The sequence below is a fragment of the Pseudomonas sp. HMSC08G10 genome, assembly GCF_001808425.1.
Lineage (GTDB): Bacteria > Pseudomonadota > Gammaproteobacteria > Pseudomonadales > Pseudomonadaceae > Aquipseudomonas > Aquipseudomonas guariconensis.
In genome coordinates this window covers 398,073-419,164 of sequence record NZ_KV793306.1, presented here as the reverse complement: position 1 = coordinate 419,164, position 21,092 = coordinate 398,073, and the positions used below count along the sequence as shown (strand labels likewise).

The 21,092-nt window shown below is 61.7% G+C and carries 19 protein-coding genes; 11 read left to right on the top strand and 8 right to left on the bottom strand.

Going from position 1 to position 21,092, the window contains the following annotated elements; all coding sequences use genetic code 11:
* Positions 1-182: 182 nt before the first annotated feature.
* The gene (locus tag HMPREF3173_RS24585; RefSeq protein WP_167358070.1) at positions 183-356 is read left to right on the top strand and encodes a PA1571 family protein; all 174 of its coding nucleotides are present in this window, start codon (positions 183-185) and stop codon (positions 354-356) included.
* 144 nt (positions 357-500) lie between these two features.
* Here HMPREF3173_RS24585 and pdxB read toward each other — a convergent pair whose 3' ends face one another.
* The 3 genes from pdxB to rlmM all read right to left on the bottom strand — a co-directional run bounded on the left by pdxB (position 501) and on the right by rlmM (position 3,112).
* Positions 501-1,643, bottom strand: a complete 1,143-nt coding sequence (gene pdxB / locus HMPREF3173_RS12315; RefSeq protein ID WP_070573390.1) for a 4-phosphoerythronate dehydrogenase PdxB — start codon at positions 1,641-1,643, stop codon at positions 501-503.
* 57 nt (positions 1,644-1,700) lie between these two features.
* Entirely contained in the window at positions 1,701-1,943 is a 243-nt protein-coding gene (gene tusA, locus HMPREF3173_RS12310) for a sulfurtransferase TusA (protein ID WP_043206710.1), read from the bottom strand.
* 104 nt (positions 1,944-2,047) lie between these two features.
* Complete coding sequence (gene rlmM / locus HMPREF3173_RS12305) at positions 2,048-3,112, bottom strand: 23S rRNA (cytidine(2498)-2'-O)-methyltransferase RlmM (RefSeq protein WP_043206711.1); 1,065 nt, start codon at positions 3,110-3,112, stop codon at positions 2,048-2,050.
* 275 nt (positions 3,113-3,387) lie between these two features.
* Here rlmM and acnA point away from each other — a divergent pair, with 275 nt between their 5' ends.
* The 3 genes from acnA (at position 3,388) to HMPREF3173_RS12290 (ending at position 8,778) form a co-directional block, all read left to right on the top strand.
* Entirely contained in the window at positions 3,388-6,129 is a 2,742-nt protein-coding gene (acnA, locus tag HMPREF3173_RS12300) for an aconitate hydratase AcnA (protein WP_070573388.1), read from the top strand.
* Positions 6,130-6,238: 109 nt separating this feature from the next.
* A complete protein-coding gene (locus HMPREF3173_RS12295) occupies positions 6,239-7,015 on the top strand; it encodes a CPBP family intramembrane glutamic endopeptidase (protein WP_070573386.1) in 777 nt (258 codons plus the stop codon).
* A gap of 197 nt (positions 7,016-7,212) precedes the next feature.
* Entirely contained in the window at positions 7,213-8,778 is a 1,566-nt protein-coding gene (locus tag HMPREF3173_RS12290) for a methyl-accepting chemotaxis protein (RefSeq protein ID WP_043206714.1), read from the top strand.
* A 78-nt stretch (positions 8,779-8,856) separates the two neighbouring features.
* Here the strand turns inward: HMPREF3173_RS12290 and HMPREF3173_RS12285 are convergent, their stop codons facing one another.
* From HMPREF3173_RS12285 to HMPREF3173_RS12270, 4 genes are all read right to left on the bottom strand, one after another.
* Positions 8,857-9,741, bottom strand: a complete 885-nt coding sequence (locus HMPREF3173_RS12285; RefSeq protein WP_070573383.1) for a pseudouridine synthase — start codon at positions 9,739-9,741, stop codon at positions 8,857-8,859.
* A gap of 50 nt (positions 9,742-9,791) precedes the next feature.
* Complete coding sequence (locus HMPREF3173_RS12280; protein ID WP_070573380.1) at positions 9,792-10,100, bottom strand: transcriptional regulator; 309 nt, start codon at positions 10,098-10,100, stop codon at positions 9,792-9,794.
* 63 nt (positions 10,101-10,163) lie between these two features.
* Positions 10,164-10,400, bottom strand: a complete 237-nt coding sequence (locus HMPREF3173_RS12275; RefSeq protein WP_043206719.1) for a glutaredoxin family protein — start codon at positions 10,398-10,400, stop codon at positions 10,164-10,166.
* Positions 10,401-10,473: 73 nt separating this feature from the next.
* Positions 10,474-11,682, bottom strand: a complete 1,209-nt coding sequence (locus tag HMPREF3173_RS12270) for an ammonium transporter (protein WP_070573378.1) — start codon at positions 11,680-11,682, stop codon at positions 10,474-10,476.
* A gap of 289 nt (positions 11,683-11,971) precedes the next feature.
* On the opposite strand from HMPREF3173_RS12270, the gene HMPREF3173_RS12265 reads away from it, so the two are divergent.
* The 6 genes from HMPREF3173_RS12265 to HMPREF3173_RS12240 all read left to right on the top strand — a co-directional run bounded on the left by HMPREF3173_RS12265 (position 11,972) and on the right by HMPREF3173_RS12240 (position 18,925).
* Positions 11,972-12,286 carry an ElaB/YgaM/YqjD family protein gene (locus tag HMPREF3173_RS12265; RefSeq protein ID WP_070573376.1) on the top strand — a complete coding sequence of 105 codons (315 nt, stop codon included), beginning with the start codon at positions 11,972-11,974 and terminating at the stop codon, positions 12,284-12,286.
* A gap of 9 nt (positions 12,287-12,295) precedes the next feature.
* Complete coding sequence (locus HMPREF3173_RS12260) at positions 12,296-12,670, top strand: phage holin family protein (protein ID WP_043206723.1); 375 nt, start codon at positions 12,296-12,298, stop codon at positions 12,668-12,670.
* Complete coding sequence (locus tag HMPREF3173_RS12255) at positions 12,667-12,996, top strand: hypothetical protein (protein WP_043206724.1); 330 nt, start codon at positions 12,667-12,669, stop codon at positions 12,994-12,996. The genes HMPREF3173_RS12260 and HMPREF3173_RS12255 overlap by 4 nt, the downstream gene beginning before the upstream one ends.
* Positions 12,997-13,071: 75 nt before the next feature.
* A complete protein-coding gene (locus tag HMPREF3173_RS12250; protein ID WP_070573375.1) occupies positions 13,072-14,403 on the top strand; it encodes a deoxyguanosinetriphosphate triphosphohydrolase in 1,332 nt (443 codons plus the stop codon).
* Positions 14,404-14,675: 272 nt separating this feature from the next.
* Positions 14,676-15,296, top strand: coding sequence for a response regulator transcription factor (locus tag HMPREF3173_RS12245; RefSeq protein ID WP_043206726.1), 621 nt, complete (start codon positions 14,676-14,678; stop codon positions 15,294-15,296).
* An 8-nt stretch (positions 15,297-15,304) separates the two neighbouring features.
* Positions 15,305-18,925 carry a transporter substrate-binding domain-containing protein gene (locus tag HMPREF3173_RS12240; RefSeq protein WP_070573374.1) on the top strand — a complete coding sequence of 1,207 codons (3,621 nt, stop codon included), beginning with the start codon at positions 15,305-15,307 and terminating at the stop codon, positions 18,923-18,925.
* Between the two features lie 30 nt (positions 18,926-18,955).
* On the opposite strand, the gene HMPREF3173_RS12235 is transcribed toward HMPREF3173_RS12240, so the two are convergent.
* On the bottom strand, positions 18,956-19,303 hold the full coding sequence (locus tag HMPREF3173_RS12235; RefSeq protein ID WP_043206729.1) for a YggL family protein: 348 nt from the start codon (positions 19,301-19,303) through the stop codon (positions 18,956-18,958).
* A gap of 187 nt (positions 19,304-19,490) precedes the next feature.
* Here HMPREF3173_RS12235 and dacB point away from each other — a divergent pair, with 187 nt between their 5' ends.
* Positions 19,491-20,954, top strand: a complete 1,464-nt coding sequence (gene dacB / locus HMPREF3173_RS12230; RefSeq protein WP_043206731.1) for a D-alanyl-D-alanine carboxypeptidase/D-alanyl-D-alanine endopeptidase — start codon at positions 19,491-19,493, stop codon at positions 20,952-20,954.
* The last annotated feature ends 138 nt before the right edge of the window (positions 20,955-21,092 follow it).

Genomic DNA, 21,092 nt, shown 5'->3' with positions numbered 1-21,092 from the left:
TTAACAAGCGAGACGCCGTGCAAGGGAGCATAGATCAGTCCCTATGCGCTTTCGTTCTAAAACGAAGCTGGAGCTTTCATGAACTTTCTGGTGGACTACCCCTGCCGCGACGCAAGGGATATGTCACAAGGCAGTCACGGCAACGGTTTATCCTGAGCTTGAACCTGATGAGGAGACAGGAAATGAGCCTGCAACATGGCAGTGAAACACCCAAGGCCCCCAACCCACCACAACCTCAGGTCTGTGGTTCGATCATCGATGCACAGGGGCGGGAAATCCCGATCACCGAGCAGATGATCCAGAAGGCCTGCAAGGACCTCGAGCAAAGCCGGGTCGAACGCGTTAAAAAGGCCTGAGCCAAGCATTCCTTACAACCCGGCGCATGCGCCGGGTTTTTATTTGTACGCCCGTTGGTGTCTGTTCGAAACCCGCTTGAAGGAGAAGCCGCCTTCGAAAGCCTCCCTCTGGGAATGGAAACGCCGCAGTTTCAACCTGCCGAATCAGACCAGCACGCCACCCAGCGCGCAGACCATCTGCGCCAATTGCGGCGCCTCGCCACGCAGGTGTACCGCCAGCCCTTCGATCTCCCGCCGCTGTGGGTAGTGCTTGCGCAACAGGTCGAATGCGGCGCACTGTTCAGCGGGGTCTTCGTTCAGGCTTCGACGAAAATCGGCGTCGTCCCGACGCGGGTCATAGACCGCACGGCACAGCGTCGCCAATGCCCAGGCCGGGTCACAACTGGCGTCCAGATCGATCTGCGCGAGCGCCGGGGCAGGCAGCAATTCAGACAATTGCACCTGCTCCGGCTCCCCACGCCAGCGGCAGAACGCCTGATAGATCTGCGCCGTGCCACGTTGCTTGCCGTCCAGGCTGTAGCCGGCGATGTGCGGCGTGGCCAGGGTGCACAGGTCGGCCAGGTCGAGGCTCACCTGCGGCTCGCCCTCCCACACATCAAGCACCGCGTGCACGTCCTCGCGATCGAGCAGCAGCTCGCGCAGGGCCTGGTTGTCCACCACCGGACCACGGCTGGCATTGATCAACCAAGCACCAGGGCGCAGACGCGCCAACTGATCAGCGCCCAGCAAGTGCCAGGTCGGGTACTCGCCATCGCGCTGCAGAGGTGTGTGCAGGCTGATGACATCGCAGGTGTCCAGCAGAGTGTCGAGGCTGACGAAGTCCCCGCCCTCGCGCGCCTGGCGAGGTGGGTCGCAGACCAGCACTTTCCAGCCCAGGCCATGCAGCACCCGCACCAGGCGCTCACCGACCTGCCCTGCGCCGACAACGCCATAGACCCGCTCGCTCAGCTTGGCACCGTCGAGCTCGGCCAAGGTCAGCAAGCTGCCCAGCACGTAATCCACAACGCCACGGGCGTTACAACCTGGCGCACTGCTCCAGTGAATGCCTGCTTGGGCAAAGTAGTCCAGGTCCAGGTGATCGGTGCCGATGGTGCAGGTACCTACGAAACGCACCTGGCTGCCTTCGAGCAGTCGCCGGTCGACCTGGGTCACTGAACGCACCAGCAGCACATCGGCGTCCTTGACGCAGGCGGCGTCGATGCTACGGCCTGGGTAGCGGCGGATCTCGCCGAACCCGGCAAAGAAAGCATCGAGCAGCGGGATATTCTCGTCGGCAACTATCAGCATGGCGCTCTCCTGTCAGGGGAGCGCAGTGTAGGCCCTATTGCGGTGCGCGATCCAGGCTCAGTCGGCCTTCTTGCGGATCCAGTACAAGTAGGTGCCGGCCTGCTCCTGCTGCTCCAGCAGCTCATGGCCCAGGAAGTTGCAGAACTTGGGGATGTCGCGGCGGGTAGAGGGGTCGGTGGCGATGACCTTGAGCAGGCCACCGGCCGCCAGGTCACGCACGTGCTGGTGCAGCATCATCACCGGCTCCGGGCAGTTCAGGCCGGTGGCATCAAGGATGGCGTCAGGGGTGAATTCGGTCATGGGAGGCTCCACAAATGATGGGGCATTGTCGCGCATCGGACAACGGGGTCCAAGAGGGCCGAGCCAGCTCCACGACGGTGGGCGCTGGCCAGGCCTGTGGTCGATCAACGCGACTTGAGGTCCAGCCGGCGCAGATGACAAGTGACTTCTTCGCGGTCGTGGTAGAGCTGCTTGCAGGCGATCGATACCTTGACCTTGCGCGCCTTGAAGCCTGCCTCGATCCGGTCGAGCAAGCGGCGTACTTCGCCATAGCGCTGCTTCATCGGCAGCTTGAGATTGACCACCGCCTCGCGGCACAGCCCCTCCCCCAGCCAGGTCTCGATCAGCGAGGCAGTGCGCGCAGGCTTCTCGACGATGTCGCAGACCATCCAGTCCACGGTGTGTTTGGGCTGCCAGGTGAACCCATCGGCCATCAGGTGCTGGACCAGACCGGTTTCCATCAGGCTTTCGGCCATTGGGCCGTTGTCGATGGCCGTCACCAACATGCCCCGCTTGACCAGCTGATACGTCCAGCCGCCCGGCGAGGCACCCAGATCCACACCGGTCATGTCGTCGTTCAGCCGCAGGTCCCACTGCTCACGTGGGATGAACTGGTGCCAGGCCTCCTCCAGCTTGAGGGTCGAGCGGCTGGGCGCTTCGCGAGGGAACTTCAACCGCGGGATACCCATGGGCCACAGGGCCGAATTGTTCGACTCGGCCAGGCCAACGAATACCCGGCGCCCACTGATGAAGGTCAACAGCAGGCGCGGCCCTGCGGCATTCTCGACCAGGCGCCCGGCCTTGTGCAGGGCCTTGCGCAACGGCACTTCGAATTTACGGCAGAAGGTCGAGAGCTCCTTGCCCTCGTTGCTGTCGAGCACCTCCAGCCACAGGCTGCCGAACACCGGGTAATCGGCCAAGTGTTCGAGCAAGACGCTGATCCGGTCGCTCTCCGGCAGTTCGACGAACGCGCCCCGTGCCCACTGGCGGGGGAAGATCAGTCGCTCGAAACGCAGTTCACGCATCAAGCGCTCGCCGCCATCGGGCTCTGCACAGACGAACTCGGCGCAGGCACTCTGCGGCTTGCCCCGGGCGTAGCCGGCAATGCCCAAGAGGGCGGCGTGTTCGCTGATCTCGGCGCAGACCTCGCCCTCGAAACCGGGCCGGCAATGCATGAACAGGGTATTCATCTTTCACTCCACGTCGCTGGCCTGGATCGCCAGCCTTGATCCGGCGCAAAGCAGGCGCCGGCAGGGCGGCGATGATAAAGGAAGATCGGAACCTGCGACATGCCCCACCTGTCCAGAAGTGGGTCAGGACCGGCAAACCAGTCTACCCTGACCATTCAGCCAGGTCCGTTGCGTACGGGCCGTTACAGAGCGGTGATACCGGCATCCACTGGATTGTGTGGCCAGTCCGCACTCGAAGCGGGAATGACCGGACACCGGCGCAGAAGGAGTTGGCAATGCCCTCGCTCGATAGCCTGAAGACCCTGAAGACCCTCAAGGTGGCCGACCGCACCTATCATTATTTCAGCCTCGCCGAGGCTGCCCGGCAGCTCGGCGACCTGCAGCGCCTGCCCATGTCGCTCAAGGTACTGCTGGAGAACCTGCTGCGCTGGGAGGACGGCAAGACCGTCACCGGCGATGACTTACGCGCACTGGCCGGCTGGCTGGGCGAGCGTCACTCGGATCGGGAAATCCAGTACCGCCCCGCACGGGTCCTGATGCAGGACTTCACCGGCGTGCCCGCGGTGGTCGACCTGGCTGCCATGCGCGCCGCCATGGCCAAGGCCGGTGGCGATCCGCAACGGATCAACCCGTTGTCCCCGGTGGATCTGGTGATCGATCACTCGGTGATGGTCGACCGTTACGCCAGTCCCGCCGCCTTTGCCCAGAACGTCGACATCGAGATGCAGCGCAACGGTGAGCGCTACGCCTTCCTGCGCTGGGGCCAAAGCGCCTTCGACAATTTCCGGGTGGTGCCACCGGGCACCGGCATTTGCCACCAGGTCAACCTGGAATACCTGGGTCGCACCGTCTGGACCCGTGAAGCCGACGGCCGTATCTATGCCTTCCCCGACACTCTGGTCGGCACCGACTCCCACACCACCATGATCAACGGCCTGGGCGTGCTCGGCTGGGGTGTGGGCGGCATCGAGGCCGAAGCGGCGATGCTTGGCCAACCAGTGTCGATGCTGATTCCCGAGGTGATCGGATTCAAGCTGACCGGCAAGCTGCGCGAGGGCATCACCGCCACCGACCTGGTGCTGACCGTCACCCAGATGCTGCGCAAGAAGGGGGTGGTGGGCAAATTCGTCGAGTTCTACGGCGATGGCCTGGCCGACCTGCCCTTGGCCGACCGCGCCACCATCGCCAACATGGCACCGGAGTACGGCGCCACCTGCGGGTTCTTCCCGGTGGACCAGGTGACGCTCGATTACCTGCGTCTTTCGGGGCGTCCGGAAGAGGCAGTGCAGTTGGTCGAAGCCTATTGCAAGGCCCAGGGCCTGTGGCGTGTGCCCGGTCATGAACCGGCTTTCAGCGATACCCTGTCGCTGGACATGCACGATGTCGAAGCCAGCCTGGCCGGACCCAAGCGCCCACAGGACCGGGTGGCCTTGTCGCAGGTCAGCCAGGCCTTCGAGGGCTTCATCGAACTGCAGCCCAAACCGTTGGCCAAGGAGGTCGGACGCCTGGAAAGCGAAGGAGGCGGCGGCGTGGCCGTGGGCAATGCCGACCAGACCGGGGAAATCGACTATACCCATGACGGGCAGACCCACACCTTGCGTGACGGCGCAGTGGTGATCGCCGCCATCACATCCTGCACCAACACCTCCAACCCCAGCGTGATGATGGCGGCCGGCCTGGTAGCCAAGAAAGCCGTCGAGAAAGGCCTCACCCGCAAGCCTTGGGTGAAAAGCTCCCTGGCTCCGGGTTCCAAAGTGGTCACCGACTACTTCAAGGCAGCCGGCCTGACACCTTACCTCGACCAACTCGGCTTTGCCTTGGTCGGATACGGATGCACCACCTGCATCGGCAACTCCGGCCCATTGGATGACGCCATCGAACAGGCCATTGGCAGCGCCGACCTCACGGTGGCCTCGGTGCTCTCGGGCAACCGCAACTTTGAAGGCCGTGTGCACCCGCTGGTCAAGACCAACTGGCTGGCCTCTCCGCCCCTGGTGGTGGCCTACGCCCTGGCCGGCAGCGTGCGCACCGACCTGACCCGTGACCCGCTGGGCATCGGCAAGGACGGTCAGCCGGTGTTCCTGCGCGATATCTGGCCCAGCCAGCAGGAAATCGCCGAGGCCGTGGCCAAGGTCGACACCGCCATGTTCCACAAGGAATACGCCGAAGTCTTCGCTGGCGATGCCCAATGGCAAGCCATCGAAGTGCCTCAGGCGGCCACGTATGTCTGGCAGGACGACTCCACCTACATCCAGCATCCACCGTTCTTCGACACAATCGGCGGCCCGCTGCCACAGGTCCGCGATATCCAGGGCGCTCGCATCCTGGCACTGCTCGGCGACTCGGTGACCACCGACCACATCTCCCCGGCAGGCAACATCAAGGCCGAAAGCCCCGCCGGTCGCTATTTACGCAGTAAGGGCGTGGAGCCAAGGGACTTCAACTCCTACGGCTCACGACGCGGCAACCATGAGGTCATGATGCGGGGTACTTTCGCCAACATCCGCATCCGCAACGAAATGCTCGCCGGCGAAGAGGGCGGCAACACCTTGCATGTACCCAGCGGCGAGAAGCTGTCGATCTACGACGCGGCCATGCGCTACCAGGACGAAGGCACCCCGCTGGTGGTGATCGCCGGCCAGGAGTACGGCACAGGCTCCAGCCGCGACTGGGCCGCCAAGGGCACCAATCTGCTGGGTGTTAAGGCTGTGCTGGCAGAGAGTTTCGAACGTATTCACCGCTCCAACCTGGTGGGGATGGGCGTGTTGCCGTTGCAGTTCAGGGCTGGCGAAAACCGCAAGACGCTTGGGTTGACCGGCAAGGAGCGCATCGACGTACAAGGCCTCACCGACGCGCAGTTGCGCCCCGGCATGACTCTGGCGCTGCGTATCACCCGCGAGGACGGGCAGCAGCAACAAACCGAAGTACTGTGCCGGATCGACACCCTGAACGAAGTGGAGTACTTCAAGTCAGGCGGTATCCTGCACTATGTGCTGCGCCAGCTGATCGCAGCCTGATCGGACATCGGGGCGCCTGAGCCCCATCACCGACGCGAACCCAGGTGGTGTCCTGAGCGCCACCTGGGCAGTCGAAAGGATTTCGACGACGTCATGACAAGGAATTCCCATGTATCCGCTTTCCTGGCCCGCACTGATCCCGCTCTGTTTCGGTTACGGCCTGGCCTTGATCCATGGCAGCCTCGGCCTGTCCAGCCTGCCCACCTTTGGCGCCCTGATCTGCGCCGCTCTGCTGGCGCACCGTGCGGTGCGCTGGCAACAGGTGGCGGGGCACGTGCTGTTCGTCGTCCTTGCCATCGCCTTGGCAGTGCACTGGCTACCTGGCTTCCAGGGCGGCAAGGTGATCGACCAAGCGACCTTCAGCGACGGCGCCCTGCCCTTTTCCATGTACCTGAATCTCGACAAGCCGCTGATCGGCTTCTGGCTGTTGTTGACGTGCCCATGGGTGCTGGCCTGGCGCGGGGCCGCTTGGAGCACCAGCCTGGCGTTCATCCTGCCGCCTACCCTGCTCGTCTGCCTCGGCGGCGCTTGGGCGCTAGGCGTAGTGGCCTGGGCACCGAAATGGCCGGATCAGGCTTGGCTCTGGCTACTGAACAACCTGCTCCTGGTCAGCCTCACTGAGGAGTTGCTGTTCCGTGGCTACATCCAAGGCGGCTTGCAACGGCTATTGGGCCATGAGTCTCTGACGCTGTTCGCCGCCGCATTACTGTTTGGCCTGGCCCACCTAGGGGCGGGATGGCAGTGGTTCTGCCTGGCCAGTCTCGCCGGCATTGGTTACGGCCTGGCTTACCGCCGGGGCGGGTTGATGGCGGCGGTGCTTTGCCATTTCGGTCTAAACCTTGTCCACTTTGCAGGCTTTAGCTATCCGATGCTGGCACTTGGCTAAACAATCGGTCATGATCGGACCAGTGCGTCACAAAACCGTAAAAAATCGGCAATATAGACGCCAAATGATGGGAAAAACCGATTTTCTTTACTAAAGCTTGGGTGCGATACATTGCGCCAGGTCAAGTAAATTAAATAAACATTCAATAAAACCGGCGGCTGGCCGATACGGATTCAAAGCCTTGCGGATTGAACCTCATGCGTAACAACCAACCGATTACCCAGAGAGAACGGACGTTTCCTGCTGAACAGCGGTTGATCTCCACCACCAATGCCAAGGGGGTGATCACCTACGTCAACGATGCGTTCATCGATATCAGCGGCTTCTCCCGTGAGGAACTGACGGGAGCGCCTCACAACCTGGTCCGCCACCCCGATGTGCCATCGGCGGTGTTCGCCCACATGTGGCAAACCCTCAAGCAGGGCCTGCCGTGGATGGGGATCGTCAAGAACCGCTGCAAGTCTGGCGATCACTACTGGGTCAACGCCTACGTCACGCCCATCTTCGACAATAACCAGGTAGTCGGTTACGAGTCGGTGCGGGTCAAGCCCACGGCCGAGCAGATCCGCCGCGCCGAGGCGTTGTATCAACGCATCAACCAAGGCAAGCCCGCGATTCCACGCCGCGACAAGTGGCTGCCTGTCCTACAGGATTGGCTGCCATTCATCCTGGTCAGCCAGATCGGCTTCTTGATCGGCAACTGGCTCGGCCACTCCTGGGGGTTCGCCCTGGCTGCCGGCCTGTCGGTGCCGCTGGGCCTGCTCGGCCTGAGCTGGCAACAGCGCGGCCTCAAGCGCCTGCTGCGCCTGGCCGAACAGACCACCTCCGATCCATTGATTGCACAGATGTACACCGACAGCCGGGGTGTACAGGCGCGCCTGGAAATGGCCATGCTCAGCCAGGACGCCCGCATGAAGACCTGCCTGACCCGCCTGCAGGACAGCGCCGAGCAACTCAGCGACCAGGCACGCGAGTCCGACACTCTGGCCCATCAGAGCTCCACCGGCCTGGAGCGTCAGCGAGTCGAGACCGAGCAGGTCGCCGCCGCAGTCAACCAGATGGCTGCCACCACCCAGGAGGTGGCCAACCATGTGCAGCGCACCGCCGATGCGACCCAAGAGGCTAATCGACTGACCAGCCAGGGTCGACAGATCGCCGGAGAAACCCGCGAGGCCATTTCTCGCCTGTCCCAAGCCGTCGGCGAAACCGGGCAGACCGTCACCCAACTGGCCAAGGACAGCGACGAGATCGGCGGCGTAGTCGATGTAATCAAAGGCATCGCCGACCAGACCAATCTGCTGGCCCTCAACGCCGCCATCGAGGCTGCCCGTGCAGGTGAGATGGGTCGTGGCTTCGCGGTCGTGGCCGATGAAGTCCGCCAGCTGGCTCAGCGCACCGCAGAGTCCACCGGGCAAATCCACAACCTGATCGCCAAGTTGCAGCAGACCGCCAGCAATGCGGTGCAGACCATGGAGAATGGCCATCGTCAGGCCCAGGAAGGCGTGGAGCGGGTGATGGAGGCTGACCAGGCCCTGATAGGTATCAGCGAAGCGGTGGCCAACATCACCGACATGGCCACCCAGATCGCCGCGGCCACCGAGGAGCAAACCGCTGTGGCCGACGAGATCAGCCGCAACATCAGCACCATTGCCGACCTGGCCGACCAGACTGCCGAACAGGCCCAGCGCTCTGCCTTGCTCAGTGAAGAACTGACCAGCACCGCCGGTAGCCAGTACTCACTGGTGGAACGCTTCAACCGCTGACGCACGTCGGCGCATGCCCGCCTCTACAGATGCATTACCTACCTGTAGGCGCGGGCTTGCCCCTCACCCCGATCGATTTCACCAATCCAGCGTGAGTCGGCTCTCGAAGTAACGCATCTCCCCAGTCAGGGGATCCTGGAAACGCAAACTATGCGCCAGCAGCTTCAAGGGGCGCTGGTAGTCGTCCTCATCCTTCGAAAGCTGCGGATAGAACGGGTCATTGCAGATACCGGCGCCCAACGCCGCCATATGCACCCGCAATTGGTGCGTCTTGCCCGTCACCGGTGAGAGCCCGTAGCGCCACAGCTTGCCGTTCTTCTCCAGCACCTCGGCAAGGGTTTCGCTGTTCTCCACACCCTCCACCTCATGCATGCGGAAGAAGGGTTCGCCATGTACCAGGCGGCTACGGTGCACCAAAGGGAACTCGCGCTCAGGCAGTGCCGCCGCGATAGCCTGGTAGCGTTTGTCGATCCGCCGCTCGGGAAACAGCCGTTGATAGGCACTGCGGGTCTGCGGATTGGCGGAAAACAGCACCAGGCCCGCGGTATGCCGGTCGATGCGGTGCAACGGCACCAGATGCGGGTTATCCAGACGGCGGATCAGGCGACGCAGCAAGGTCTGTTCGACGTATTCACCGGTCGGCGTGACCGGCAGAAAATGCGGTTTGTCCGCGACCACCAGATGCTCATCGACGTACAGGATCGACTCCTGTACGGGAATCGGTTTTTCATTGAGCACTTCGCGAAAGTAGTGCAAGCGCATGCCCCGACGGTAGGGAAAGTCAGCCGCAATGGGCTGCCCTTGTGCATCCAATACCCGCCCCCGGGAGAAGCGGTCCAACCACTGTTCACGATCGATCCCCTTGAAGTGCTCGCACAGGCAATCGAGCACGGTTTGCCAGGAGCCCGGAGGCAGGCAGACAGTACTGGCTTGCTGATGGGCAGGGTCGAAAGGTGCGGTCATGACAGGGCTCGGGAATTCAAAGGCGGGCATTATCCCCCATGGCTACAGGCTCAACCAGCCTTGGCCTGCAGTTCAGTGCGCTCCTTGAGCCAGCGCAGTACTTGCACTGGCTCCCAGCGGGCGGGATCGTAAAGGGCATAGATCAGCCCCTGGTAACCCACCACATCCAGCGCACGGTGATAACCGGCGCGCTGGAACAACGCCTCGATCTCAGCGAAACAGGTGTTGAAATGGACTTTGCCGAACGGAGTCCGGTCGTCGGTCACCAAGCCTTCGAGGCGCAGTTCCAGCACGGCCTCGCACACCTGCTCGGGCGGCATGCGATTGACGCTGTACTTCAGTTGCTCGACGTTGAACATGGGCGAATCCATATACTGTATTTATATACAGCATACGGATTCGCCCAAGCCTGCGTCAACGGCTCACCCCAGAAACGCCACGACTTGCTCGGCATCGAACGGCCAGCCCAGCTCGGCGCCGGTATCGCACCGGCGAAGTACCGGAATGCGCAGCCCATAGCGCTCGAACAGGGCCTCGCTCTCAGCGATATCGACCAACTCCACCAATAGGCCATGCTCGATGAACGGCATCAGCATGGCCTCGGCGACTTCGCACAAGTGGCACCCCAAGGTGCCGAACAGTTGGCATTCAGGCAGCATGGAAACGCCTCGAGTCTGCGGGAACGGGATCTCCATTCTAGGACCATGCCCGCTCCCGCGCATCTGACACGCGTCAATCTTGGCTGGTCGCCCCGATGCGGTGCAGCGACAAGTCTGCGCCCTGGAATTCCTGCTCATGGCTAAGACGCAGCCCGTGTACCCGCTTGATCAGGCCATAGACCACAAAACCACCAGCCAACGCCACGATCACACCCGCCAGGCTGCCCACCAACTGGCTGCCCAGACTGACGCCCCCCATCCCACCGAGGGCCACCTGCCCGAAAATGCCGCAGGCGATACCGCCCCAGACGCCACACAGGCCATGCAGCGGCCAGACCCCAAGTACATCGTCGATCTTCCAGCGGTTCTGTGCCGCGGTGAAGCACCAGACGAACAGCACGCCAGCGACCAAGCCCGTGGCCAGCGCTCCGACAGGGTGCATGACGTCCGAACCGGCACACACAGCCACCAATCCGGCCAGCGGGCCGTTGTGCAGAAAGCCCGGGTCGTTACGCCCGGCCAGCAAGGCCGACAGGGTGCCGCCGACCATGGCCAGCAGCGAGTTGATCGCCACCAACCCACTGACCCCTTGCAGGGTCTGGGCGCTCATGACGTTGAAGCCGAACCAACCGATGATCAGGATCCACGACCCCAATGCCAGGAATGGAATGCTCGACGGTGCGAAGGCCACCAGGCGCCCTTCGCGATAGCGCCCACGACGCGCACCGAGCAACAGCACCGCGGCCAGTGCCAGCCAGCCGCCCATGGCATGCACCACCACCGAGCCGGCAAAGTCATGGAACGGTGCTCCGAAGCGCGCTTGCAGCCAGGCCTGCAGCCCGAAGTTACCGTTCCATACCACGCCTTCGAAGAGCGGATAGACCACCGCCACGATCAAGGCCGTGGCGCACAGCTGCGGCACGAAGCGAGCGCGCTCGGCAATGCCGCCGGAGATGATCGCCGGGATCGCCGCCGCAAACGTCAGCAAGAAGAAGCATTTGACCAATGCATAACCGTGGTCGTCGGCCAGCGTTGCGGCGGGCTGGAAGAAGCTCACGCCATAGGCCACCCAAAAACCCACGAAGAAGTACACCAAGGCCGAGACCGCGAAGTCGCTGAGGATCTTCGATAAAGCGTTGACCTGATTCTTGTGACGTACGGTCCCGACCTCCAGAAAGGCAAACCCCGCGTGCATGGCAAGCACCAAGATGGCGCCCATGAGGATGAACAAGGTATTGGAGCCGTGAACGAGGGAGTCCATCGCGCTGTGCATGTTTTCCATGAATAGGCAGACCTGCTGAAAAGGCACCAGGACAGTTCAAGAGCCCGCATCCCTGCACCGATTCGGTGCCAGGCCTTTGCCCTATTTCGGTGAGCCGGGCAAGACCTGCGTGGTTTTTTCTTGGGTTTGTCGTGGATTGGGTTAAGGTTTATCGGTATCGCATGGCCCGCGCACGCATTCGGCGCGGCCACGCTCCGTGAGGTAGCAAGGGCCGTACCAGCGGCCATACTGAACCTTCCGCCAACCCCATCACTCGAAATAGCCACACACTTCTACAGGGAGAGCCTCCATGGCCAGCAAACCGGCAAAGACTGCTCAAGAGATACTGATGGCTGACTTCCAGGCGTTGGTGCGCGACACCGAAAAGCTGCTCGCCGACACCGCCAACCTCGCAGGCGACCAGGCCGACGAACTGCGTGAACAGCTTCATGACCGTCTGGCCCAGGCCCGCGAAACCCTGCAACTGACACAGGACTCGGTCCGCGAACATGGCCAGGCAGCCCTGGGCAGCGCCGAGCAATACGTCCAGGAAAACCCTTGGCAGGCCATCGGCATTGCCGCCGGCGTTGGCCTGTTGATCGGCCTGCTGGCCAGTCGACGCTAAGGGGTGAGCATGGAAAACGACGCCCCCGGCACCAGCGCATCCGGCAAGCGCCTCGGCGCGGCGTTGCTCGGCCTGCTGCACAGCCACATCGAGCTGTTCGGCATCGAGTTGCAGGAACAAAAATCCCGCACCCTGAGCCTGCTGCTGTTCGCAGGCCTCGCCCTGGTCTTCGCCCTCCTGCTGTTGACGGCCCTGTCGGGCTTGGTGCTGGTGTTGCTGTGGGACAGCTATCGCCTGGCCGGCATCATCGGCTTGTGCGTGTTCTACGGCATCGCCGCCCTGTACTGTGGGCTGCGCCTGAAAGCGGCGGTATTCGATGAGTCGTCCCCCTTCAGTGCCACCCTCGAAGAACTCGCCAAGGACAGGGAGCGCCTATTGCCATGAGCCTGCCCGAACTGCCCAACACCCGTAATCCCCGTGAACTGCGCAAGGCGTTGCTGCGCCTGCGCCTTGAAATGCATCGCCAACAGATCCACCACGAATCGGCGCAACTGCTCGAGCCGGTCCGCCGCCTGCGTGGCATGGGCGATTCATTGCAAGATGGGCTGGGGATCAAGCATGCGCCGCTCTGGGGCCTGGGCGCTGTGGTCGCCCTGGGATTTCTCACCGGCAAAGGCGTGCGCAGCGGCAACCTCGGCAGGCTAGTGCGCCTGGGCACCAGCCTGGCACCGCTGGTGCGATTGTTCCTGCGCAACAGCCGACGCCCCTGATCGATCGCGCCCGCTGCTTGCACGGGCGCGCCCGACACGGGAAGCTATGGCGTCCACCTGACGGGAGATCGAGCCTTGGACTGGCACACCCTGCTGACCCGCGAACGCCTGGGCAAAGCCCTGTACAGCCCCGAGGAACTGGGGCGCAGCCCCTTCCACAAAGACCATGACCGCATCATCTTCTCCGGTGCCTTCCGCCGCCTGGGGCGCAAAACCCAGGTCCACCCCGTTTCGAGCAACGATCACATCCACACCCGCCTGACCCATTCCCTGGAGGTCAGCTGCGTCGGTCGCTCGCTGGGCATGCGCGTTGGCGAAACCCTGCGCGAGCGCTTACCCGCCTGGTGCGAGCCCAGCGACCTGGGCATGATCGTGCAGTCGGCGTGCCTGGCCCATGACATCGGCAATCCGCCTTTTGGCCACTCCGGCGAAGATGCCATTCGCCACTGGTTCCAGCAGGCCGCCGGACGTGGCTGGCTGGACGACATGAGCGATGACGAGCGCGCAGATTTTCTCAACTTCGAAGGCAACGCCCAGGGGTTTCGTGTACTGACCCAACTCGAATACCACCAGTTCGATGGCGGCACCCGCCTGACCTACGCCACTTTGGGTACCTACCTCAAATATCCATGGAGCGCCCGCCACGCCGACGCCCTGGGCTATAAGAAACACAAATTCGGTAGCTATCAGAGCGAATTGCCGCTGCTCGAGCAGATCGCCCGCAAGCTCGGCCTGCCGCAGCTCGAACAGCAGCGTTGGGCGCGCCATCCGCTGGTATACCTGATGGAGGCGGCAGATGACATCTGCTACGCCCTGATCGACCTCGAAGACGGCCTGGAGATGGAGTTGCTGCAGTACGCCGAGGTCGAGGCCCTGCTGCTCGACCTGGTAGGTGACGATTTGCCCGAAACCTACCGTCAACTGGGGCCTACGGACTCACGGCGGCGCAAACTGGCGATCCTGCGTGGCAAGGCAATCGAGCACTTGACCAACGCGGCAGCCCAGGCCTTCGTTGAACAACAGACCGCCTTGCTTGCCGGGCACCTGCCTGGCGATCTGGTCGAACACATGCACGGTCCAGCCAAGCGTTGCGTGCTCCAGGCCAAGGACATGGCCCGCAAGAAAATCTTCCAGGACAAACGCAAGACCCTGCACGAGATCGGTGCCTACACTACCCTCGAGATTCTCCTCAATGCATTTTGTGGGGCGGCATTGGAGCAGCACGGCGGGCGCACACCTTCCTTCAAGAGCCGACGTGTACTGGATTTGATCGGTAATCACGCTCCAGACCCACACGACTCGCTGCATACAGCCTTCCTGCGCATGATCGATTTCATCGCCGGCATGACCGACAGCTATGCCAGCGAGATGGCCAGTGAAATGACTGGTCGCTCCAGCCCCCTCTGAGGGCTGGGAACCCAATAGTCTTGAGGGCTAGTAATTGAAGGAAATTTCTTATTAGCCCTTAACAGAATTAAACACTTATCAATATCCAAAAATAAAAAGTTACTAAACCAGGTCCCTTTGGCGACGCCAACACGCTCAATTCGTAGCGCGCGTAGCTTTTTACTGTAGGCATTTTCCCATATGCGAGTCGTGGCAGCTCCTCGCATGTCCGACGACTTCCAACTGAGCTAAGGTGCGCATTATTTCCGACACCCGCCGCATGGAAGTTGAATATGCACTCTGTATATATTGTCGATGATCATCCCGTTATCCGCATGGCGGTTCGCATGTTGCTGGAAAACCAGAATTACAAGGTCGTCGGCGAGTCGGACAATGGCGTCCATGCCATGCAGATGGTCCGAGAGACACGTCCCGACTTGGTGATCCTCGATATTGCCATTCCCAAGCTCGATGGCCTCGAAATCCTGTCACGCTTCCAGAGCATGGCCTTGCCCTTGAAAGTGCTGGTACTGACGGCACAATGCCCCGCCCTTTTCGCGGTGCGTTGCATGCAATCGGGAGCCGCCGGATATGTCGGCAAACAAGAGGACCTGAGCGAACTGCTTAGTGCAATAAAAGCCGTGCTCTCCGGTTACAACTATTTCCCCAGCCAAGCGGTTAACACCAGCCAGATTATTCCAGACCACGAGATACGACTTTTCCGACACGTTAACGACAGAGAACTTATGGTTTTGCAACTTTTCGCCCAAGGAAAGAGCAATAAGGAAATTGCGAAGGGCATGTTTCTGAGTAACAAAACCGTCAGCACCTACAAAAAACGCTTGATGCAAAAACTCCAGGTCCAGACGCTGGTCGACCTGATTGATGTCGCCAAACGCAACGCGCTGGTTTGAGGTGCGACATGGGGCGGTACCTAACCTGCCTGTTTATCGTTGCCCTTGCGCTGGCTTGTCATCCAGCGCACGCCCACCAAAACAGGCCCAAAGCACTCAACCTCCTGACGCGCTCGTCGCTAAAGCCGGTTCTGCCAATGCTGACACCGACCCAGCGCCAATGGCTCGCTGAAAAACAAGAGTTGGTGATCGGTACATCCTTCCCGGACTACCCACCTTTCGATATCACCACAGGCGGGCGCGACTACCAGGGGCTCACCGCTGAATACGCTGGCCTGATCGGTATTGCGTTGGGATTGAAGGTCCGCGTGCTGGGCTTCGACAGCCGCCAGTCAGCGATCGAAGCGCTCAAGCATGGCCGGATCGACTTGCTTGGCAGCGCCAATGGTTATGAAGCCGTCGCAGGCCTTGCGCTCTCTCGTCCTTATGCGATCGACCAGCCAGTGCTGGTGACGCGAGAACATGAGCGCCGCGTACTGGATGACGAACTCAAAGGGCTGCGCCTGAGCATGCTCTATCACTATCTCTCGCCCAAAGAGGTGCTCAGTGCCTATCCGAAGGCCGAACTGCTGGCCTTTCGCTCCTCCACATTGGCGCTGAATGCTGTCGCTTTCGGCCAGGCCGACGTGTTCATTGGCGATACCATTTCGACCCATTACCAGCTCAATCGCGGCCATCTCCCGCCTTTGCGCATGGCGAGCTTCGGCAAACACGAGGCTATTGGCTTTAGTTTCGCCCTGCGCCGCCAGGACACCATTCTGAAGGAGGTGATCGATGCGACCCTGGAGAGCCAGACCCCCATCATGGCCGCCAGCATCTTCAAGCGTTGGGGGGCGGGAAGCGATTATCTGCTGACTGATCGCAAGCTTCAGCTCTCGGCCGGCGAAGAACAATGGCTGCGGGAACATCCGGTGATGCGCGTGGCGATCAACGAGACCGCCGCTCCAGTTTCCTACTTCGACAGCAACGGCAACTTTCGCGGTATCGCCGCCGATCTGCTGGACCTGATCCGGCTGCGCACGGGTCTGCGCTTCGAGATCGAGCGGGCCAGCGGCATCCGGGACATGCTGGCCCGACTCAAGGACGGTCGAGCCGATGTCATCGCCGCCATTTCCAGCGACGAAAAGCACGATGGCGCCCTGCATATCAGCCGGCCGTACCTGGAAAGCACCTATGTACTGGTCACCCGCGCAGGCAGTGACCAGGCGGCGTCCCTGGAGCACCTGCAGAACCGGCAGGTCGCGATCACCCGCGACAGCATCATGGCCGGCTTGCTCTCGGCCCGTTACCCGAAGATCAGCAAGATCGAGACCGACAGCCCATTCTTTTCCATTGCGCTGCTAAGCAGTGGTGAAGTCGATGCGGCCATCACCACCCTGATCGACGCCAACCATGCCCTGGCCGGAAACCCGGACTTGGTCATTCGCAGTACGATCGGCAGCGAGCCGGCCACGGTCGCGATGGCCACCAACAGCCAGGCCCATGCGCTGGCGTCGATCTTGGACAAAGCCTTGCAAAGCATCTCGCCGGAGGAGCTTGGCGTGATCAACAATCGCTGGGGAGGCTATCGGCTGCATGACGACGTGTATTGGCGGGAATTTCGTCGCCTGGCGCTGAAGTTCTTGCTGGCAGTCGGATTGCTGTTGCTTTTGGCACTGATCTGGAACGCGCACCTGCGGTGGCAGATCAGGCAACGCAAATGCGCCGAGCGGGCACTCAACGACCAGCTTGAGTTCATGCGAGCCTTGCTCAACGGCACCCCTCATCCGATGTATGTGCGGGATCGTGAAGGGCGGCTGCAAAGCTGTAATGACAGCTACTTGCAGGCTGTCGATGCCCAAACCGACGAGGTCATGGGCAAGCGACTGGATGAAAGCCCGGGAGCTGATCGGGAATATACCCAACAGATGGAGGCCGACTACGAGCAAGTCATGGCCGCCGGCACCCCCTTGATCCTGGACCGTCCACTGCGCATGGGAGGACGGGAGCTGACCATCTACCACTGGATCCTGCCCTATCGCGACTCCCTAGGTGAAGTCCAGGGGATCATCGGTGGCTGGATCGACATCAGTGACCGTCGCGAGCTGGTCCAGGAGCTGCGCCTGGCCAAGCAACGTGCCGACGACGCCAACCGTGCTAAAAGCACCTTCCTGGCGACCATTAGCCACGAGATCCGCACGCCTATGAATGCAGTCATTGGCATGCTGGAGCTGGCAGTGCGCCGGGCGGATCGCGGGCAACTGGATCGGCCATCCCTGGAGGTCGCCTACCATTCGGCAAAAGACCTGCTCGGGCTCATCGGCGACATCCTGGACATCGTCAGGATCGAGTCCGGCCATTTATGCCTTTCCCCGGAGTCGGTCGATCCCAGCGCTCTGGTCGAGTCAGTGGCCAGGGTATTCGCTGGCCTGGCGCGACAGAAAGACCTGGCCCTGCAAGTAGTCATCGCGCCAAACGCCCGTTGCCACGCGCTGCTCGATCCACTGCGGTTCAAGCAGGTGCTGTCGAACCTGGTCAGCAATGCCATCAAGTTCACCGACCAAGGCCAGATCCAGATCAACTTGCTCGTGAACGAGGACACCGATCGCGATGGCCCGTGTCTGGAACTAAAAGTCCGCGACACCGGCATCGGTATCCACGAGGAGGCACTCAAGGAGCTGTTCAACCCGTTCGTCCAGGCCAATCCACACAGCGAGGGAGCAAGGGCTGGGACCGGTTTGGGATTGGCGATCAGTCATAGCCTGAGCGAGATGATGGGAGGGACGCTGAGCATCAAGAGCCTGCCTGGCGTCGGTACTCAAGTGACCCTGGTAATGCCCCTGCAACGCGTCGAAGCGCCACCGGTGACCACCCCACTGGTGCAGGACGTGGAGACACCGAACAGTGGGCTGAACGTACTGATCATCGATGACCACCCGGCCAACCTGTTGTTGATGGAACAGCAGTTGAGTTTCCTGGGGCTGAGCCTGTCCGTCGCCAGCGATGGCCGTGAAGGGCTGGAAAAATGGCGCGCGGGCGGTTTCGATGTGGTGATCCTCGACTGCAACATGCCGCAAATGAACGGCTACCAAGTAGCTGAAGCCATCCGCGCGATAGAGCGCCAACGCGACTGGCCACGCTGCCTGATCCTTGGCTACACCGCCAACGCCCAGCCGGAAGTCCGTCAGCGTTGCCTGGACGTTGGCATGGATGACTGTCTGCTCAAGCCGATTGGCCTGCACACGCTGAACCAGCGCCTGGCAGGCATCGAACCGAGTTGGCATGCGTCGCCAAGGCGCAGGGCAAGCAAACGTCTCGCCCTTGAGGGCCTGTCCGCCATCGTTGGTGACGACCCGGACAGCCGTACTCGACTCCTCAACGCCTTACTGGAAAGTTTGATACAAGACCTGGCCACGCTGATGGCCATCGACCCGAAAGATGCACGGGCCATCGCCGCGCAGGCACACAAGATCCTCAGCACGGCCAGGATGCTGGAAGCCAGGGATCTGATGGAGGCGTGTGAAGCACTGGAGCAGGAAACCTTGCCATTGGCACAGCTAAAACTGCGACGGCAGGTATTGGCACGGCATATGCGCCGAACGGAGAAAGCGCTGGCCAGGCATCTGCAACACCCGGCCAGAGCTGGATGAGCAGCGCGTAAAAACGCTGCTCGGGGCGGATCAGGAAGCCTGGGTGTTGATTGGCTTGTCCGGATACCAAGCGTCCAGCAGCGGGCTGAGTTCGATTTTGGTCAGTTCGCTGCGGCCCTTGAGCCACGCTTCGACAATGGCGCGCTGCTCTTCGCTGACCGAGCCACGCTTGGCCAGGCAAACCAGGCCGAAGTCATCACCACCGACGTAATCCAGGCCGTTGGCATCCATGGCTTCAGCGAGGAAGGCATCGAGGAAGGCATCGATGGCTTCGTCGGACAGGTCTTCCTTGAATTCCAGGTTCAGTTCGAAACCCAGCTCCTGGAATTCGTCCACGCACAGTTTCTTGCGCAGACGACGGGAACGGTTGGTGGCCATGAAACAATCCTCTTGAGTATTAACGCGCGGCACTTTACCAGTTTCCGGGCGGCTGCGGCGCTTTTCCGTCGAACATGGCCCATGGAGGATGCGCTTGGGGCATAATGCGCACTATATTTCGTCCTGGGGCCATCATCTTGTACAGCCCCAATGTCACTTTCCCTCGTCCGCAGGGTTCAAATTGCACATGATCAAAACGCTCCGTCCCCTGATTCTCGCCAGCCTGTTCCTGCCCTTCGCCATGCCTGGCCAGGCCGCGCCCGTCAACACTACCCTCCCGCCGAAAGTGCAACAGGCGCTCAAAGCCAACAAACTGCAGGACTCAGCCCTGTCCCTGGTGATGCTGCCGCTCAACGGTCCCGGCACGCCCACCGTGTTCAACGCCGATGTCTCGGTCAACCCGGCCTCGACCATGAAGCTGGTGACTACCTATGCGGCGCTGGAACTGCTAGGCCCCACCTTCCAGTGGAAAACCGAGTTCTACACCGATGGCACCCTGAGCAACGGCGTACTCAACGGCAACCTGTACCTCAAAGGCGGTGGCGATCCGAAACTGAACATGGAAAAGCTCTGGCTGCTGATGCGTGACCTGCGCGCCAACGGCGTGCGCACGGTGACGGGCGACCTGGTGCTGGATCGCAGCCATTTCGTTCAGCCCAACCTGCCGCAGTTCAATGACGACGGCGGTGATGTGAACAAGCCGTTCCTGGTCCGCCCCGACTCGCTGCTGGTCAACCTCAAGGCCCTGCGCTTCGTGGCCCGTAACGATGGCGGAAAAGTCACTGTGGCCATGGAGCCGCCGCTTGCGAACGTGCGCATCGACAACCAGGTCAAGGCCGTCGCCTCCAGAAAATGTGCAGGTGATGTACGTTACAACCCGGTCACCCAGGCCGACGGCGTCAGCGTAGTCGTCAGTGGCCAGCTTGGCGAAGGCTGCAATTCACAGACCTATCTGTCGCTGCTCGATCACCCGACCTATGCCGCCGGTGCGGTGCGAGCGATCTGGAACGAACTGGGTGGTAGCATTCAGGGCCGCGATCGCATCGAGAACGTGCCCAAAGGTGCACGCCTGCTGGCACGGGCATTCTCGCCGGACCTGGTCGAGGTGATCCGCGACATCAACAAGTACAGCAACAACACCATGGCCCAGCAGCTGTTCCTGAGCCTGGGTGCGCAGTTCCGCACGGATGCCGACGGCGACGACGCCCGCGCAGCCCAGCGTGTGGTACGTCAGTGGCTAGCGAAAAAAGGCATCACCGCGCCGCACCTGATCATGGAAAACGGCTCCGGCCTGTCCCGTGCAGAGCGGGTCAGCACTCGCGAGATGGCGGCGCTGCTGCAGGCAGCCTGGAAGAGCCCCTACTCCGCCGAATTCATCAGTTCCATGCCGTTGGTAGGCATGGATGGCACCATGCGCAAGCGGCTCAAGCGCACGGCCATGACCGGCGAAGGGCACATCAAGACCGGCACCCTGAACACCGTTCGGGCGATTGCCGGGTTCAGCCGGGATAGCAATGGAAACACCTGGGCGGTGGCGGCGATTCTGAATGATCCCAAGCCTTGGGGGGCATCGCAGGTGTTGGATCAGGTGTTGCTGGATCTTTACCGGCAGCCGAAGGTGGGAAGTACTGCGGCGGCTGGGGTGCCTTGATCGGCTTAGGCTTTCAGATAGTGTGAGTATCCATTCTGGGTGGGGCGCTACCGGCGCTTTTCGCCTTTACGGCGACCTACTTTGCTCGCAAGCAAAGTAGGCAAAACCGCCGGCTCCAACATCCGGCCTCCTGAGGTC

What these genes read in the sequence shown, in the direction of transcription:
- HMPREF3173_RS12270 (WP_070573378.1), bottom strand. Translation starts at nt 11,682, where the DNA reads ATGGAAAACATGCACAGCGCGATGGACTCCCTCGTTCACGGCTCCAAT.
- HMPREF3173_RS12235 (WP_043206729.1), bottom strand. Translation starts at nt 19,303, where the DNA reads ATGGCCACCAACCGTTCCCGTCGTCTGCGCAAGAAACTGTGCGTGGAC.
- HMPREF3173_RS12290 (WP_043206714.1), top strand. Translation starts at nt 7,213, where the DNA reads ATGCGTAACAACCAACCGATTACCCAGAGAGAACGGACGTTTCCTGCT.
- rlmM (WP_043206711.1), bottom strand. Translation starts at nt 3,112, where the DNA reads ATGAATACCCTGTTCATGCATTGCCGGCCCGGTTTCGAGGGCGAGGTC.
- HMPREF3173_RS24585 (WP_167358070.1), top strand. Translation starts at nt 183, where the DNA reads ATGAGCCTGCAACATGGCAGTGAAACACCCAAGGCCCCCAACCCACCA.
- HMPREF3173_RS12295 (WP_070573386.1), top strand. Translation starts at nt 6,239, where the DNA reads ATGTATCCGCTTTCCTGGCCCGCACTGATCCCGCTCTGTTTCGGTTAC.
- acnA (WP_070573388.1), top strand. Translation starts at nt 3,388, where the DNA reads ATGCCCTCGCTCGATAGCCTGAAGACCCTGAAGACCCTCAAGGTGGCC.
- HMPREF3173_RS12255 (WP_043206724.1), top strand. Translation starts at nt 12,667, where the DNA reads ATGAGCCTGCCCGAACTGCCCAACACCCGTAATCCCCGTGAACTGCGC.
- HMPREF3173_RS12280 (WP_070573380.1), bottom strand. Translation starts at nt 10,100, where the DNA reads ATGTTCAACGTCGAGCAACTGAAGTACAGCGTCAATCGCATGCCGCCC.
- HMPREF3173_RS12260 (WP_043206723.1), top strand. Translation starts at nt 12,296, where the DNA reads ATGGAAAACGACGCCCCCGGCACCAGCGCATCCGGCAAGCGCCTCGGC.
- dacB (WP_043206731.1), top strand. Translation starts at nt 19,491, where the DNA reads ATGATCAAAACGCTCCGTCCCCTGATTCTCGCCAGCCTGTTCCTGCCC.
- HMPREF3173_RS12240 (WP_070573374.1), top strand. Translation starts at nt 15,305, where the DNA reads ATGGGGCGGTACCTAACCTGCCTGTTTATCGTTGCCCTTGCGCTGGCT.
- tusA (WP_043206710.1), bottom strand. Translation starts at nt 1,943, where the DNA reads ATGACCGAATTCACCCCTGACGCCATCCTTGATGCCACCGGCCTGAAC.
- HMPREF3173_RS12265 (WP_070573376.1), top strand. Translation starts at nt 11,972, where the DNA reads ATGGCCAGCAAACCGGCAAAGACTGCTCAAGAGATACTGATGGCTGAC.
- HMPREF3173_RS12285 (WP_070573383.1), bottom strand. Translation starts at nt 9,741, where the DNA reads ATGACCGCACCTTTCGACCCTGCCCATCAGCAAGCCAGTACTGTCTGC.
- HMPREF3173_RS12275 (WP_043206719.1), bottom strand. Translation starts at nt 10,400, where the DNA reads ATGCTGCCTGAATGCCAACTGTTCGGCACCTTGGGGTGCCACTTGTGC.
- HMPREF3173_RS12245 (WP_043206726.1), top strand. Translation starts at nt 14,676, where the DNA reads ATGCACTCTGTATATATTGTCGATGATCATCCCGTTATCCGCATGGCG.
- pdxB (WP_070573390.1), bottom strand. Translation starts at nt 1,643, where the DNA reads ATGCTGATAGTTGCCGACGAGAATATCCCGCTGCTCGATGCTTTCTTT.